Annotated in this window: 18 protein-coding genes; 6 read left to right on the top strand and 12 right to left on the bottom strand. The window is 40.6% G+C overall.

Annotated elements, in window-relative coordinates; all coding sequences use genetic code 11:
- Window positions 1–14 precede the first annotated feature (14 nt).
- The 4 genes from ID47_RS09420 to ID47_RS09405 form a co-directional block, all read right to left on the bottom strand.
- Window positions 15–1,961: an acetoacetate--CoA ligase gene (locus ID47_RS09420; RefSeq protein ID WP_038465915.1), complete on the bottom strand. Its 1,947-nt coding sequence runs from the start codon at window positions 1,959–1,961 to the stop codon at window positions 15–17.
- A 58-nt stretch (window positions 1,962–2,019) separates the two neighbouring features.
- Window positions 2,020–2,655: a MarC family protein gene (locus ID47_RS09415; RefSeq protein ID WP_051908806.1), complete on the bottom strand. Its 636-nt coding sequence runs from the start codon at window positions 2,653–2,655 to the stop codon at window positions 2,020–2,022.
- Window positions 2,656–2,664: 9 nt separating this feature from the next.
- Entirely contained in the window at window positions 2,665–3,735 is a 1,071-nt protein-coding gene (locus ID47_RS09410) for a Glu/Leu/Phe/Val family dehydrogenase (protein WP_038465913.1), read from the bottom strand.
- 189 nt (window positions 3,736–3,924) lie between these two features.
- Window positions 3,925–4,767, bottom strand: coding sequence for a hypothetical protein (locus tag ID47_RS09405; RefSeq protein WP_038465910.1), 843 nt, complete (start codon window positions 4,765–4,767; stop codon window positions 3,925–3,927).
- A gap of 97 nt (window positions 4,768–4,864) precedes the next feature.
- Between ID47_RS09405 and rsmG the strand changes: the two genes are divergently transcribed.
- Genes rsmG through accC form a run of 6 tightly spaced genes read left to right on the top strand, consistent with a single transcriptional unit; the run spans window position 4,865 to window position 9,402 of the window.
- Window positions 4,865–5,479, top strand: coding sequence for a 16S rRNA (guanine(527)-N(7))-methyltransferase RsmG (rsmG, locus tag ID47_RS09400; protein ID WP_051908805.1), 615 nt, complete (start codon window positions 4,865–4,867; stop codon window positions 5,477–5,479).
- Window positions 5,480–5,485: 6 nt separating this feature from the next.
- Entirely contained in the window at window positions 5,486–6,280 is a 795-nt protein-coding gene (locus ID47_RS09395; protein ID WP_038465908.1) for a ParA family protein, read from the top strand.
- On the top strand, window positions 6,249–7,124 hold the full coding sequence (locus ID47_RS09390; protein WP_038465907.1) for a ParB/RepB/Spo0J family partition protein: 876 nt from the start codon (window positions 6,249–6,251) through the stop codon (window positions 7,122–7,124). Before ID47_RS09395 ends, ID47_RS09390 begins: the two co-directional genes overlap by 32 nt.
- Window positions 7,117–7,560 carry a type II 3-dehydroquinate dehydratase gene (aroQ, locus tag ID47_RS09385; protein WP_038465904.1) on the top strand — a complete coding sequence of 148 codons (444 nt, stop codon included), beginning with the start codon at window positions 7,117–7,119 and terminating at the stop codon, window positions 7,558–7,560. Before ID47_RS09390 ends, aroQ begins: the two co-directional genes overlap by 8 nt.
- A gap of 1 nt (window position 7,561) precedes the next feature.
- Window positions 7,562–8,023 carry an acetyl-CoA carboxylase biotin carboxyl carrier protein gene (gene accB, locus ID47_RS09380; protein WP_038465901.1) on the top strand — a complete coding sequence of 154 codons (462 nt, stop codon included), beginning with the start codon at window positions 7,562–7,564 and terminating at the stop codon, window positions 8,021–8,023.
- A gap of 26 nt (window positions 8,024–8,049) precedes the next feature.
- Complete coding sequence (gene accC / locus ID47_RS09375; protein ID WP_038465897.1) at window positions 8,050–9,402, top strand: acetyl-CoA carboxylase biotin carboxylase subunit; 1,353 nt, start codon at window positions 8,050–8,052, stop codon at window positions 9,400–9,402.
- 69 nt (window positions 9,403–9,471) lie between these two features.
- Here the strand turns inward: accC and ID47_RS09370 are convergent, their stop codons facing one another.
- The 8 genes from ID47_RS09370 to ID47_RS09335 all read right to left on the bottom strand — a co-directional run bounded on the left by ID47_RS09370 (window position 9,472) and on the right by ID47_RS09335 (window position 15,890).
- Entirely contained in the window at window positions 9,472–10,341 is an 870-nt protein-coding gene (locus tag ID47_RS09370; protein ID WP_038465894.1) for a Kdo hydroxylase KdoO, read from the bottom strand.
- A 108-nt stretch (window positions 10,342–10,449) separates the two neighbouring features.
- A complete protein-coding gene (locus ID47_RS09365; RefSeq protein WP_038465892.1) occupies window positions 10,450–11,073 on the bottom strand; it encodes a hypothetical protein in 624 nt (207 codons plus the stop codon).
- Window positions 11,070–11,657, bottom strand: coding sequence for a hypothetical protein (locus tag ID47_RS09360; protein WP_038465890.1), 588 nt, complete (start codon window positions 11,655–11,657; stop codon window positions 11,070–11,072). The genes ID47_RS09365 and ID47_RS09360 overlap by 4 nt, the downstream gene beginning before the upstream one ends.
- A gap of 62 nt (window positions 11,658–11,719) precedes the next feature.
- The gene (locus tag ID47_RS09355) at window positions 11,720–12,334 is read right to left on the bottom strand and encodes a LysE/ArgO family amino acid transporter (RefSeq protein WP_038465888.1); all 615 of its coding nucleotides are present in this window, start codon (window positions 12,332–12,334) and stop codon (window positions 11,720–11,722) included.
- An 11-nt stretch (window positions 12,335–12,345) separates the two neighbouring features.
- Window positions 12,346–12,681: a tRNA-binding protein gene (locus ID47_RS09350; protein ID WP_038465886.1), complete on the bottom strand. Its 336-nt coding sequence runs from the start codon at window positions 12,679–12,681 to the stop codon at window positions 12,346–12,348.
- The gene (ispG, locus tag ID47_RS09345; RefSeq protein WP_038465883.1) at window positions 12,681–13,913 is read right to left on the bottom strand and encodes a flavodoxin-dependent (E)-4-hydroxy-3-methylbut-2-enyl-diphosphate synthase; all 1,233 of its coding nucleotides are present in this window, start codon (window positions 13,911–13,913) and stop codon (window positions 12,681–12,683) included. The genes ID47_RS09350 and ispG overlap by 1 nt, the downstream gene beginning before the upstream one ends.
- A gap of 4 nt (window positions 13,914–13,917) precedes the next feature.
- Window positions 13,918–14,670 (bottom strand): phosphatase PAP2 family protein, encoded by a 753-nt coding sequence (locus ID47_RS09340; RefSeq protein WP_038465880.1) that lies wholly within the window; start codon window positions 14,668–14,670, stop codon window positions 13,918–13,920.
- 119 nt (window positions 14,671–14,789) lie between these two features.
- On the bottom strand, window positions 14,790–15,890 hold the full coding sequence (locus ID47_RS09335; protein ID WP_156956728.1) for a hypothetical protein: 1,101 nt from the start codon (window positions 15,888–15,890) through the stop codon (window positions 14,790–14,792).
- Window positions 15,891–16,104: the final 214 nt, after the last annotated feature.

Below are 16,104 nucleotides of genomic sequence, written 5' to 3'. Positions count from 1 at the left end.
ATCTTCGCTTTCCCTTAAGTTTGTAATTCAGGAATATTCTGGTATTCTTTAAGACTCTCAGGGTTCGCTAGAGACTCTACATTTTTGATTGGCTCATTATGGATTGTCTTTCTAACGGCAATTTCAACAATTTTACCATTCTTTGTGCGGGGTATATCCGTTACTTGGATAATTTTTGCTGGGACATGCCGGGGAGTGGTGTTGATTTTAATTTGTGTTTTAATGGTCGTTATTAAATCATCGGTCAGTTTTATATCAGTCTTAAGTTTTACAAATAAGATAACTCGAACGTCCCCTTTCCAATTCTGACCAACAGCTAGGCTTTCCAGAACGTCTGGGATTTGTTCTACTTGTCGATAGATTTCTGCCGTGCCAATCCGAACACCGCCTGGATTTAGAACGGAATCGGAACGACCATAAATAATTAATCCATCATTATTAGTGATCTCGACAAAGTCGCCGTGATGCCAGACATTGTTGTAAACTGAATAATAAGCGTTGTGGTATTTTTGACCGTCAGGATCATTCCAAAATCCTATTGGACGAGAGGGAAAAGGGGCTGTACACACGAGTTCACCCTTTTCACCAAGCACAGATTGCCCATCTTCGTTATAAACTTCAACTTTCATACCAAGCCCCCTCCCTTGCAATTCGCCTCGCCAGACAGGACGTAAGGGATTGCCTAAGGCAAAGCATGAAACAATATCTGTTCCGCCTGAAATTGAAGCCAAGCAGACTTCCGATTTAATAGATGTATAGACGTAGTCAAATATTTCGGGGAGCAACGGAGATCCTGTTGAGAGTATCATTTTAAGATTGTCTAGGGTGTAACGATCATTTGGCTTAATGGCTAACTTAGATAGGTTATCAAGGTATTTAGCGGATGTTCCAAAGTGAGTCAGTTGAGTTTCTTGAGCAATTTTGAATAAACTGTCAGCCGATGGGAAAACTGGATTGCCATCAAAAAGAACTAAGGTGGCACCACTGGCAAGACCTGAGACTAGCCAATTCCACATCATCCACCCACATGTAGTAAAATAAAACAATCGATCGTCGGGTTGCAGATCACAATGCAACTGATGTTCTTTCAAATGTTGAAGGAGGGTTCCGCCTGCTCCGTGTACAATGCATTTTGGCACGCCCGTTGTCCCCGATGAATACATGATAAACAAAGGATGATTAAAGGGCAATTTTTGAAAAATAATTTTAGTTTCTGATCTTTTAGCTTTAATAGTGTCAAAGTTTAAATAAAGGTTTGGTATCTCTGTTTCTTTGGTAAAGGGAATGGCAATTATGGTTTCAATTGAGGGGATAGCCGCACAAATTTCTGGAATCTTTTCCAGACTATTAAAGGTTTTACCGTTATAAAAATACCCGTCGGTTATAAATAAAACTTTGGGAGAAATTTGCCCAAATCGATCGATGACCCCCTGAGTACCAAAATCTGGCGAACAGGAGGACCATACGGCTCCAATGCTTGCCGTTGCTAACATTGCAATAATGGTTTCAGGAATATTAGGGAGATAGCCTGTTATCCGATCTCCTGGCTTAACGCCAAGATCTTTGAGTTCAGCGGCAAGTTTAGCTGTTATTGTGTAGAGATCTGCATAAGAAAGAGTTTGCAAGTGACCGTGTTCTGAATAAGAAATAATGCTTGAGTGATCATCGCGGCGTTTAAGCAGGTTTTCGGCGTAATTTAAACTCGCTTTTGGGAAAAAAACAGCTTCTTTAACTTTCTCTTTATTCTCGATGAATGGGGCTTCCCCCTTTATGCCGATAATCTGACAAAAGTCCCATAATTGACTCCAAAACTCATCGAATTGTGTAATTGAAAAGTCATAGAGCTCTTCGTACGTTTGATAATTTTGGTGTGCTATGAATTTTTGTAATAGCGTTGATTCGCAATCTGAGGGGGACCAAAGAGGTGTATTTTGCGCTGAAGATTGATGAGATGGTAGCATGCTTAACCTAATGTTTTCTAAACAATTAACTTAAGTCTACCTTTGTTTGTGATTAACGTTAAGAGGCATTTTTAATGATTAGCAAAATACCATCAATTATGTTCTGCAGAGCAAGAGCCGTTAATATAATGCCAAAGACTCGTGTTAAGACACTCACACCAGTTTTCCTTAAAACTTTCATGACAATATCGGACGATCTCATAAGGCCCCATGTAATTGCTACAACGATCAGCATTGTGATGATGATTTTAATCTGTTCCATATAACCATGGCCTTGCGCTTGACGCATCATGATAACGATAGAGGTCAAACTTCCTGGCCCTGACATCAAGGGAATTGCTAAAGGGAATGCTGCTAATTCCATAATATTTTGGCTATTATTTTTTTCTTCATCGGTGGGATTTTGAATATTGTTTGGCTTTGCCATAACCATATTAAGTCCTGCCAGTCCCAAAATAATTCCGCCCGTTATTCTAAAAGCAGGTTCTGAAATCCCCAGGCTCTGAAGAATTGGATCCCCGAGAAAAGCGAAAAGTGTCAATAAAATGGCTGCTATAGCAGCAGCCTTATTTGCTAAGCGCCTTTTAGTGTTTAGATCAATTCCTTTGGTACTATCTATTAGAACACTTGTGACAGCAAACGGATTAATTATTACTAATAATGTGATAAATGTATTAATAACTGTTTCTGTCACTTTGCCTTCCTATGCTCTAAGTCTGTTAGTACCCCAATTATAGTCAAGATTCAGGAATCGAGATTCTGCAATTGCGTCACTGGCACGGTTGCTGGATATATTATTTTGCTCTGCATATGCCAAAACTTCCATGAGTGTATCATAAATTCCTTCGACAAGCTTCATTACTTTTGTCTTATCATAATTTGGCCCTTCAAAGGTAACATTAATTATTCCGCCAGCATTAATTAAATAATCTGGAGCATAGAGAATTCCTCTCTCCATAAGCTCATCGCCATGCCTTGCTTCGGCTAATTGATTGTTAGCAGCCCCAGCAATAATTTTACACTTTAGTTTGTCAATCGTTGTATCATTTACAACACCACCGAGGGCACACGGTGATAAAATATCACACTCCTGATATAAAATTTCTGTTGGAGCGACTGCGGTTACCTGATACTTTTCGACGATTTTCGTCACATTAGTTGTATTAATGTCCGCAACTGTGACCACTGCCCCATCATTGACTAAGTGCCCAACCACATAGCTACCCACGTGGCCCAACCCCTGTAAAGCTACTTTAACGCCTCTTAAATCTTTTTTGAGTTTTTTTTCGCATGCGGCTTTGATGCCTAGGTAAACACCATAGGCTGTAATAATTGATGGATCACCACTTCCTCCATTGGGATTTTCAAGACCCACAACATGGTTCGTTTCCTTATGAATGCTATCCATGTCAGCTGGGCTGGTGCCAACATCCTCTGCTGTGATGTATAGCCCATTTAATTTTTCGACAAATCGCCCAAACGCTTGCATTAAAGCGGGTGTTTTAATTTTAGTTGGGTCTCCTATAATAACTGCTTTACCACCCCCAAGAGGAAGATTTGCTAAAGCCGATTTATACGTCATTCCTCGTGATAGCCTAAGGGCATCCGTAACGGCTTCTTCTTCTGAAGAATAATTCCAGAATCGGCACCCCCCTAGAGCTGGGCCCCGATTGGTATTATGAATTGCAATGATTGCTTTTAGTCCTGTTTCAGCGTCTGAGGTAAAGCTCACCAATTCATGATTATTAAAGGAAGTATTGTCGATTAGCCCCATATTAAACCCCACTTTTGTTATGGTGTGAATACAACTACATTTAGGGTAGCCTATGATCACCTATTCTGCAAATAATTATACTTTTTTCTCGTATACAAATAAAAAATTTTTATTAGTGAATGATTCGTACAGTTTTAGGAGGCCTTGAATGTTAGGATGTGCAAATGATCATTCTCTGTAATTGGAACTTTACTCATTCGTGGCTGTGCTAGACATGGTTGTTGCAGCAGGGACGCATTTCAATTGTTTTTTTATAATTTGGAATTGTGGATTATTTTCAATTGATTGAACTAAGTCGTCCCATTCTTGTTGGCACACATCCTCAGATTTTGTACATTTAAAGTTTTTTGTTACTGTTCTGCTGGCTGTTGTAGAAAAATCCATTGTTGGAGTATTGTTTCTAAGGCCTACCCTCGAAGATGTATCTTGGTTATTTTTATTTCCAAAAGCAGTTAGAGCTGCTATGCCTGTCAGTGCCATTTGAGTTCCTATTGCGGGGGATTGCTGTTGGCTCTGGGTTAGCTGTTGAGTATTTTGTTGTTGGAGTTGATTTTGATTAATCGATTGGGGGTTTTGCGACAGAATTGTTGGAGATGAGACATGCGGTGGAGTGTTAATTGATTGCATAGAAGGTGTTTGGCTATAGCTATTACGGGTTTGGGCTGATGGTTGTGGATTAATTGTGTGTGTTTTGACGAGAGGCCCGGATGATTGGCCAATTGGTTGTTGGAATTGAGATGAAAGGTTAGGAAAGGCGGATTGTTGCATTGGGGAGGTGTTTTGAGGTGAGGTGGAATTGATCGATACATTGGGTGCTGCTGTCCACTGTGAACTGTCTATTAGGGAGGGTGAGCCCAAACCTGTTGGGGCTGATTGTGGGAATTGGGATATGGAGGATATTTGTTCATTTTGAAATGAGGGTGCGATTGTTTGTTGCTCTTCGTGAGCTCCTGGCCATATCTTCCAATTGTAAGCAAGACTTACATTGGTTGATGCCAGGATAAGGTAAATTGTTTTTGCTGTTATACGCACTTTGTCCCTCAAATAATGTGATGACTTTCAATTATTATTCTATAGACATTCTCTTAATGAACGATTAAAGTTTCTTTAAATTGTTAGGAGTTTTTGTATGGTTGTTGATGTTGAACAAAAAATTCTTGAGTATGTTTCACGTGGAACATATGAAAAATTTGTGGAATATAAAAGTGCTGTGGAAGAATGGAATAGAAATACATCGCTCATTCAGGGGCAAACTTTGAATCATTTTATGGAAAGGCATATTCTTGATTCATTGCAATTGTTACCACTATTAAGTAAAGAACTTCCAACTTTAGATATAGGTACAGGAGCTGGATTCCCAGGAATGGTATTAGCAATCTCAGGTTTTGATAAAATAACATTGTGTGATTCAAATCAGCGAAAAATAATCTTCTTATCTGAACTTAAGCGAAAATTAGATGTAAAAGTGGATATCATTTGCAGCCGAGTTGAGCAACTACCGCTAAATTCCTATGCACAAATTATTACAAGAGCCTGCGCTGATCTAGCCTTATTACTTAATCAAGTTCTAATTGTTTCACGTGAAACAGGGAAGTCCACCATTCTTTATGCTTTGAAAGGGCTATCAATTGATCAAGAAATTAAAAAAGCACAAGAGAAATTTAAGTTTAATTATGAAAAAATCAATAGTGTCACGAATGCTGATGGTGTAATATTAAAAGTAACAAATATATCAGAGTTATAGTGGTCCATGGCACACGTTATAGCAATTGCAAATCAAAAAGGTGGGGTTGGTAAAACAACAACAACTATAAATTTGGCGACCGCACTGGCTGCTGTCGGCAAACGTGTCTTAATTGTTGATCTTGATCCCCAAGCAAACGCTTCTACCGGCTTAGGATTAAGTAAACAGAATAGGGTTATAAGTGTATACGGCTTAATGATAGGCGAGTATACTTTGGCGCAAGCCCTTCTTAAGACTGCAATTCCCGGTTTATCAATTATTCCCTCATCTATAGATTTGTTAGGGGCGGAAATTGAACTTGTTGATATGCATGATAGAGAACGACGATTGCGTGATATCCTTGCTCCCTATCAAACGATGTTTGATTACATTATTATTGACTGTCCTCCCTCTATGGGATTGCTGTCCCTTAATTCTTTGGTGGCGGCAGATTCAGTTATGATTCCGCTTCAGTGCGAATATTATGCCTTAGAAGGATTGAGTTATTTGCTCAGTTCTATACAAAAAATTAAGAAGAATTTGAACGCCACACTCGATTTATACGGTGTTGTCTTAACGATGTACGATAGACGGAGTTCCTTATGTCAAATGGTTGCAGATGATGTGCGGAGCTATCTAGGAGAAAAAGTTTTTGCAACAGTAATACCACGCAATACAAAAGTTTCAGAAGCACCATCCCATGGTAAGCCTGTATTACTTTATGATTTTAAATCGCCAGGATCACAAGCTTATATGGCGCTGGCAAAGGAAATTTTAATGAGGGATAGACATGACGACAACTACAGAATTAAAGCGTCCTAACCGGCCAAGTCTTGGGCGGGGCCTTTCTGCACTACTTGGCGAGACGATGGATCACCACGTTTTAGCAAATAATGATACGAATCAATTAGATATTCATTTAATTAAACCTGGTAAATATCAACCCCGGCGCCGATTTGATGATGAACAGTTGGCATCGTTGATTGATTCGATTAAAACAAAAGGGATTATCCAACCTTTGGTCGTTCGTCCTGTTATAATGGATGGTCGTCATATTTATGAAATTATCGCTGGCGAACGTCGATGGCGCGCTGCGCGGACGCTTGGTCTAGAGAAGGTTCCCGTTGTTATAAAAGAGTGTGATGACCGAGAAGCTCTCGAGACGGCGATTATTGAAAATATTCAACGAGATGATTTAACGCCAATTGAAGAAGCAGAGGCCTATCAACGGTTGATGAATGAATTTAATTATACTCAAGAAGAGATGGCACGCTCAATTGGGAAAAGCCGCAGCCATGTCGCGAATATGCTCAGATTAATAAATTTGCCGGATAATATTAAAGATCTGATTAACGAAGGTAAGATTTCAGCTGGCCACGCCCGGACCTTAATAAAAGCACCTAATATAGATGAAATGGTGCAAAGTATTATTTCCGATGGGATGAATGTGCGAGAAGCGGAAAAACTTGCAAAGCAGAAGAAATTGCAAATTGAACCGAGCGATCATGAAGTGCAATCGCAACAAATTGAGGCCCAATTAACGCAACTTTTAGGATTGAGATGTCAATTAAAAATAAATCGGAGCGGTGGTACAGTGACAGTTCACTTTAATTCTTATGAAGAAATAGATGACCTCATCACGAAATTGAGGATGGCTAATGCATAAGATTTGGGTCATTAATGGCCCAAATCTCAACCTTTTAGGACAGAGAAATTTAGATCATTATGAAGGTCAGACGTTTGATGAATTGACGCAGTTACTTCATACTAAAGCTAAAGAAATGGATCTAATTGTAGAGTGCCGACAATCGAATCATGAGGGGGACCTTGTGGATTGGATCCAAGCAGCAAAAAGTCAGGTGGAAGGCATAATTATAAATGCAGGGGGGTTAACCCATACGTCAGTATCGATTCATGATGCCCTCGAAATTCTTGAATGTCCCAAGATCGAGGTACATATTTCTAATATATATGCGCGTGAAGAATTTCGTCGCAAATCTTTAGTCAGCCCTGTCGTTAATGGAATGATTGCAGGATTTGGTCAAAAAGGTTATATTTTGGCATTAGAACATATTAAAACCTTAATTAAGGCAAATAATTAAAATGACAGATAAGCTTTCTATTGAAAAAGATGCTATCCGAGCGTTAGCTGATATTCTTGTTGAGACAGATCTTACAGAAATCGAATATGAGAATGAAGGACACCGTATCCGCGTTGCCCGCAATTTAAATCTATCCGCTACCAGCATGGCTATTCCAGCAGGCGTAGCCTCGCCTGCAGCAGTCAACCTTCCTAACCCTGAAAAGCTGACTACCCAGTCTGCTTCGATGGAAGGAGCTATTAAATCACCAATGGTTGGAACAGTTTATGTTTCTAGTGAACCAGGAGCAGCACCGTTTGTGAAAGTTGGGGATGTCGTAGCTCAAGGTCAAACGCTCCTGATTATTGAAGCTATGAAAGTAATGAATCCGATTAAGGCTCCTCGAGCTGGAAAGATTACCAGCATTTTAATTAAAGACGCTCAACCGATCGAGTTTGGCGAACCTTTACTCGTCATCGAATAAACTTATTCCCTCTGGAGAGTATACTAATGACAAAGAAACCACTCTTTGAGAAGATTCTTATTGCTAATAGAGGGGAAATAGCCCTCCGTATTTTGCGTGCCTGTCGTGAAATGGGAATCAAAACTGTCGCTGTTCATTCAACGGCAGATTCAGATTCTATGCATGTCCGATTGGCGGATGAAAGTGTTTGTATCGGCCCTGCCCCCTCGCGAGATAGCTATTTAAATATGGCTGCCATTCTCAGTGCTGCGGATATTTCCGGCGCAGATGCCATTCATCCCGGTGTGGGCTTTTTATCAGAAAATGCAACATTTGCGCGGATGATAGAAGAACATGGCAAAGTCTTCATTGGACCAACACCAGAACATATTGAAATGATGGGTGATAAAATTACGGCAAAGAAAACCATGATAGATCTGGGTGTTCCGGTGGTTCCCGGGTCAGATGGCGGAATCCGTGATGAAGATCATGCTATCGAAACAGCAGAAAAAATTGGTTTTCCAGTATTGATTAAGGCCACCAGCGGTGGTGGGGGCAAGGGTATGAAAGTTGCTCATTCCAAAGAGGAAGTTGCTCAAGCTTTTAGATTGGCTCGGACAGAAGCAAAAGCTAACTTTGGAAACGATGAAGTCTATATGGAACGGTATCTGGGGCAGCCGCGCCATATTGAAGTTCAAGTCTTAGCCGACCAATATGGAAATGCCATTAATTTGGGAGAGCGCGATTGCTCTATTCAACGCCGTCACCAAAAGATTTGGGAAGAGGCGCCGTCACCAGCATTAGATAGTGAGGCTCGTGAAAAGCTTGGCAAAGTGGTGAATACGGCTATCTCTAAAATGGGATATCGAGGCGTTGGAACTCTTGAATTTCTGTATGAAAATGGCGAATTTTTCTTTATGGAAATGAATACACGCATTCAAGTTGAACATCCGATAACTGAACTTGTGACAGGAGTTGATTTAGTTAAAGAGCAAATCAAAGTTGCTGCAGGTGAGAAATTGGGGATGACTCAAGAGGATATTAAAATCACAGGGCACGCTATTGAATGCCGTATTAACGCAGAAAATGCTGAAACTTTTATTCCTTCTCCCGGTGAAGTGACACGGTATCATGCTCCAGGGGGATGGGGGGTTCGTATTGATAGCCACTTATATCAAGGTTACCGTGTACCCCCTTATTACGACAGCTTAGTGGCCAAACTGATCGTATATGGTCATGATAGAGCAGAATGTATTAGTCGGGTGGAGCGGGCTTTAAAAGAGTATGTGATTGATGGTATTGATACGATTATACCGTTGCATCAAAGATTGGCTAAAGAAGAAGACATTCTGTCGGGTAATTATGATATCCATTGGCTTGAGAAAAAGCTGAATGCGTAAATAAAATAGTGACCTAAAAAGAGAGGAGCTTCTGCTCCTCTCTTTTTATATCAGCGAGCTGTAAGATCCCTAAATTAATGGCTTATTTAATAACTTTTCCAAAGTTCTTAAGGGTGATTTAGATTCATCTAACATACCCAACACCGGCAGATTAAAAGTTTGTTCCAGGAGATACTGCCCAGAGAGAGCGGCATGGGAAACATGATCCGTCATGACAATCCACGTGGAATTGGCTGGAAAATCTACCCTACGCTTTTTGACATTTCGTTGATAGTCCAAGTTGGCTTTCATCATGTCATGAATTTGCAGCATATAATGGTCATACAGCGTCCGATAAGACTTCGTAATGCCTAAGAGTTGTAAAATATTTCTGCTCAAAGGGAAGGGTGATTTTATGGTTGGCAGGAATTGCTCTGCTACTTGTTTAAAGGGTTCTCCTAAATGCCAAACCCTGGGTTTTTCAAACGGGTTAATATTACTAAAGACGCGTAAAATACGATTCCCTTGCGTCGGAGAAGAGGGGAACGCATCCACATGGAGCCGTGTATCATCTTTTCTGTAAGATGTTTCTCGCCCTAAAATTTCAGCAGGTCTGTAGCTTGTTCGGCCCCATTGCAGGGTAGATTGATAGTGAGGGAACAGGTTATGGATAAGGTGTTGGCTTTGTGAGGCAAATCGGTTCATCATGGTCTGTAATAAATTGATCTTATGATCGAATGATCCTTTTATCTCGTGAGTGAGGGGGCTATAACTAATATTCTTGCTACCGGCTTTTAAGCAGGCAGGCGACAACAATTGCTTTTCATCCTCCTGCAGAAGAAAGCTTAAGTGAGGAAGAAATATGACTTCTCCTGATTCTAAGGCTGAAATCAGCGTTTGTTGCTTTTCTTCGGCTATAGGGCTACCCCACTGGTTCTCATTGGATTCATATAAGTGCAATTTATTTACCTTTACAAGATATGGAATGTAATTAAGAAATAACTAAAATTTCCTTGATCCTCAAGGAATTTTGGAGAGGTCAAGGGGGAAAAATTTCCCCTGAGTCCGTTAATTCCCCGGGGGAGCTATCTGAGAAAGGCACTCTTTTTTAAAATCTAAGAGGGGAGAAAAACTCTCTTTCTCTAAAAAGATGATTAACGGATCATAGTGAGTTTGAATGATAAATTCAACAGTATCTGACTTTAAGATTTGGTCAAACTGATCTTGCCGAATATCAAAAGAGACAGCTTTTTCTCCAAAATATCTTGCTGATGGCCAAATGTCGTCATAAGAGAAATTTCCCTGGTTGAATCCTTCTGGAGAGAAACCCTCATGCTTTTGACCCCCAGAGAGTCTATATGTTTGAGCTGCTTTACCCTTTAAAGAAAGTTTTAAAATAACGCCTGGTCTTTCAAGAGGATCAACGGCGGCTGAGCGGGGAAGGAACTTAATCCAAAATTTCAAAAGAGATCCATTGATCTTCTTGATACCAAAGTTAACCTTTTGCTTAATACCAGCCGTTAAAAGGCCAACGGTCTGACCAAGATTTTGGTTCCTGAGCGTGGCTGTTGCATTAACCAATTTACACTGAAAATTTTTTTCTGTTGGCGATGATTTTACAATGGAGGGAGTCGTACAGCAGGAAAGAAGAGCTGTTGAGAAAGCGAGCGCTATCCCTCTAAATCTCTTCATTTCTTTTCTCCGGAGGCCAACATACATTTATCTAGAAACTGTTTGAAAGCGTCTTTATCAGAAGCGCTAAGCTCACCTTTGACTGGATCTTTCCCGGATTCAAAATAAAACTCTGTGTGAGGAGCTGCAATAATCTTGCGAATATCCTCAAGCTTCATATTAAAGACGAGGGCGATATTTTCTATAGATACAGTATGACTAACATAAGTTCCATAGACATTTCGTGAATCATATGTTATTGACCTATCTCGTCCTTGAAAAATTAGCTCTTCGGTTTTTTGATCAGGGGTGGTCAAGATGAATTTAATTTTTGAGGTAGAACTAAACCCATCATAATTTGCGAAGAGTCCTATCGTAATTTGGGAGAGAAGAATTGCCTTGACTGTTTGATCGGCCTGCGCTTCTAAACTAATGGTGGTGATTCGGGATGTTGGTCCCGTAAGTTCTCTCCTAATCACATAGGGATCTAGCCGGCATACTCTCGTTTGTTTAAACTCATCATAGCTTTCAACAATTCTTGGCATATTGCAGGCTGATAAAACCATAGCTGTTGCAATTAAAGAACCGTATTTGATGGAGTTCATAGAAAGTCCTTCTTGTTTAGGTTAAAGCAAATCAATTTTTTCATAAAATTGATCTCAATCTATTACAAGACAATGGCGATGGCAATCATCCACATCATGCACCCGACGATAAAATCGAGAATTTTCCAGGCTTGAGGCTTCTTAAAAAGAGGTCCGAGAAAGCAAGCGCCATAACCTAAAGAAAAAAACCAGATAAAAGAAGCAAGACACGCCCCCACGGCAAAAGAGGGTTGCTCGGCGTCATTAAATTGAGAGCTAACACTGCCCAAAAGAACAACCGTATCCAGATAGGTATGGGGGTTCAGAAGGCTGAAAGCTAAGGTTAAGGAGACAATCTTTTTAATCGACGGTTTAATTTTTTTCTTATCCATCTCTAAAGCATGGGGATGGAAGACATTTTTAAAAGAACGAAAGCCATAGTAGCCCAGAAAGATGAAGCCGCCCCATTTAGCAATGGTAAGGAGAAGGGGACTGGTTTCAAGCAGGGTAGCAAAACCAAATACCCCCAAAAGGATTAAGGCAGCATCAATGATAGAGCATAAAATGGCAATGAGGAACACATGGTTCCGTAAAAGAGCTTGCTTTAAAACGAAAGCATTCTGCGCGCCAATGGCAATAATGAGTCCGGCACTGGTAGCGAATCCTTGCAAGAAAGGGGGAATGTGAAAATCTACCATGGAAAAAAGTCCTAATGTAATTTTTGACCATTGGGCACGGTTTGATCGGTCGTTGCTAAAATAATATTTCCCCGCGGATCACTAAATCCAACCAACAAAAACTCTGACATAAAGCCGGCAATATTGCGGGCTCCTAAATTCAGACATCCGATCACAGATTTCCCAATCAAAGACTCGGGTGTATAGTGATACGTTACCTGAGCCGAGGTCTGTTTTATACCAATCGTCTCAACAAAATCCACCCAAATTTTATAAGCAGATTTTTTGGCTTTTACATTTATTTCAGCTTTGACAATGGTACCGGCTCGAAGATCGACCTTATCGAAATCATCATAGGTTATGGTCATCACGCAGCTTTTCCATAGCGGTTTTTAACATAGGTGTTAAGAAGTGCCATAAACTCTTCCGCAATATGATCACCCCGCAAGGTGGTTGCTTTTTGACCATCAATAAAGACAGGAGCCACCGGTGATTCGCCTGTGCCTGGAAGGCTAATCCCAATATCAGCATGTTTGCTTTCACCGGGGCCATTAACAATGCACCCCATCACGGCAACTTTTAAGTTTTCCACGCCCACATACTGAGTCCGCCAAATGGCCATTTGGTGCTGCAGGTATGTTTGGATCTGATCGGCCAGCGCTTGGAAATAGGTGCTGGTGGTGCGACCACAGCCCGGACAAGCTGTAACTTGCGGCGTGAAGGCGCGCAATCCCAAAGATTGTAAAATCTCGCAGCAGACAGTAACTTCAGTCGTTCGGGATTCGCCAGGGCGGGGGGTTAGGGAGGCCCTGATTGTATCTCCAATCCCCTGTTGTAACAGCAAAGAAAGAGCCGCCGTTGTTGCCACCACTCCTTTGTTTCCTATTCCAGCTTCGGTTAATCCTAAGTGCAGGGTGTAATGACTGCGGTGGGCTAATTCACTGTAAACAGCGACAAGATCTGGGGGGCGACTGACTTTGCAGGATAAAATAATTTGGTCGGCTCTTAACCCAATGGATTCAGCAAGTTTAGCATTGTCAAGGGCAGATTGGATCAAGGCTTCGCGTAGAATATTATCGGCCGGTAAAGGGGTAGGGCGTTTTGCATTGTCATCCATAAGACGGGCGGCTAAATCTTGATCCAGGCTCCCCCAATTAACGCCAATACGGACGGCTTTATTATACTGGATAGCCTTTTCGATCATCATTTCAAACTGCTGGGATCGCTTTTCGCCAAAGCCGACATTGCCGGGGTTAATGCGATACTTATCTAAAGCCGCCGCACAATCAGGGATGTCTGTTAAAAGACGATGACCATTGTAATGGAAACATCCGACGAGCGGGGTGATATAACCCTCTTTTAGAAGTTGATTTTTGATCTCAGGAATCGCCTGGGCAGCAGCTTCTGTATTAACCGTTAGACGGACAATTTCGGAGCCAGCATCTGCTAATTCTTTGACTTGCTGCACACTGTTCGCTATATCGGTCGTATCAGTATTTGTCATGGATTGAACAACAACAGGGGCATCGCCACCAATAGTGACGGAGCCCACTTGAACCCTGTGGGTTTTATGACGCTGAATAAGAGGTAATGCAACCATGATGTTACCTTTTTAATTTCGCAAAAATATGAGGGCTATAAGTGCCCCACCAACTAATGAGGCCATATTCTAAGACTGTGTAAGTATAGCTATTAAGGCCTAGTTTTGCAAACAATGCTTGAAGTCCCAAAATACCCACAATAATAATCAAAAAATCGATGACAGGATGAATGCTCTGATAGCCGAACATTTTCTCTAAAATTGCTGTTACAGTGACACCCATTAAGGCGCCTAAAGGAATAGCGGTATGGGATGTAATGGTCGGGGAAATCTTCACTAACCCATAAGCCGCAACGGTCATGATAAGAATAAGGAGCATGAAATTATCTTTGAAAAGCTTTGTCGTCTCAAGCCAATGAAAGATAAAAATTAATAGAATTGAAAATCCAACGGCAGCAATCACATCCACCCAGTCATGGTAATGATTGTGTACCAAAGCCCAGCAAATTCCTATAATTAAAATCCCCCCAATAAGGGTGAGCAAAGGGGTTTTAAAACGATGGATTAGGTATCCATAAAAGGTTGCGGATGTGTTGGCATGGCCACTGGGAAAAGCGTACCAATTTCTTTTAAAATGAGCTTTTAAGGGGATCTTAAAAAGGGATTTAAGAAAGGTATTAAAAACCATGCTGAAGAGCATGATACTCAAGGCCCGCAAAAAAATACGTCGATCAATAAAAACCAATCCGATAACAATTATTAAAACAAGAGTGTAAAATTGGGCGCTTTGAAGAAACAGTTGAGAGAGTATACTCATTCAGAAAAACCTAGGTCTAATTAATTATTCAGAAAATACTATCTTGATAGATCAACAGCAAGGATAAAAAGGCCTGGATGTTAAGTCCAGGCCATCAATTTATTTGGTAAGTAAGACGACTACTTATTTTTCTTCTTTCTCAATCCTAATTTTTTGCCAATATTTTTACCTAGTTGTTCAACTTGTTTTTCCACCCGTTCAGTTTCACGCTCTACTTTCGGCGCCACTCGGTTGTATTCTGCTTCTATCTGATTTCCAATACGCTTTGTTTCACGCTCTACCTTCGGGGCAATTCTTTCGTATTCTGCTGCGAATTGGTCGGCAATGCGATTGAGTTCGCGCTCCACTTTTCTCTTTTCTTTAATTTCTTTAGCATTAGCTATTATTTGTTGACGAATGCGACGGGCTTCACGCTTAATCTTGTCTTTTAACTCTACTCTTTTAGCTTCATTAGGCTCAATTCTTTCTACAAAAAGCATCAGAAGAGTTTCTGCAGCGTTTTCAATTTTCTCTTCTTTGTTGGCAGCATTAGTCTGACTGCCGTTGCTTATATCTTTTTCTTGCGCTTCCAGTTCATCAGCTAGCCTGTTTCCGTTTTCGTTATTGTAAGCGCCGGCAAACTTACCAGCAGCTTGAGCAATAAGCGCGTCATAATCGATCGCAGTCGTTTCAGTAGGCTTCACTTCTGTCGTTACTTCGCTCCCAACAGAGGTCTCTTCTGAGGGTTGAGATGGTTCTCTTTCTGAGTTGATATTCAGCTGAGCTTCAATTTTCCTTTGATTAGAGATTTCCTCAATCTGAGCCATTAAGAGGCGGCTATTAAGCTGAGCTTCTTGGTTAACAACCTCAGGTATATTGATAGAGGTCGTCTCTTCAAGCTTACAAACTGTTACGAGCAAGGTAAGTTTACTCTTGAGAGTGCTTTCAAGATCACCTTTAATGTTTTCAGGGTTTTCTTGAGTATTTAATCGGCTGACAAGACTTTCGCGTTGTTCATTTAGCAATACCTCAGACATTTTAGCGGCTGCTTTGTGCAGCAATGTTCTATGATCCATTAGAGTATCATCAGGGAATGTTATCTCTATGGTTGCTTGGCTCATACGAGGTTGCTCATTCGAGTGTTGATTAGCTTCAGTGGAAGATTGATCCGCTTGAGGAGCCTCCATAGCATTAGCTGTGGTTAAGAGGGAACTTAAAAATAGTAATGATAATTTCATCATTTGAATCCTTTAATTTCTAGTTAACATTTAGTATGTATTTTCAGCCGTCTATAGACTTCCTATTTTTTTTCACCATTTAAGGCATCCATACTCTTCTTTAGAGATAATGAACAAAGAAATTCGTTACAAGATTAACGATAAAAAAATCTTATATACACGAGATTTTATTAAAAATTTTCACGATTAACCTTGGTTAACGAGGAAATATTTGTTA

The sequence above is a fragment of the Candidatus Paracaedibacter acanthamoebae genome, assembly GCF_000742835.1.
GTDB lineage: Bacteria > Pseudomonadota > Alphaproteobacteria > Paracaedibacterales > Paracaedibacteraceae > Paracaedibacter > Paracaedibacter acanthamoebae.
Note: the sequence above shows the minus strand (reverse complement) of the source record. Positions and strands in the feature narration are given on the sequence as shown.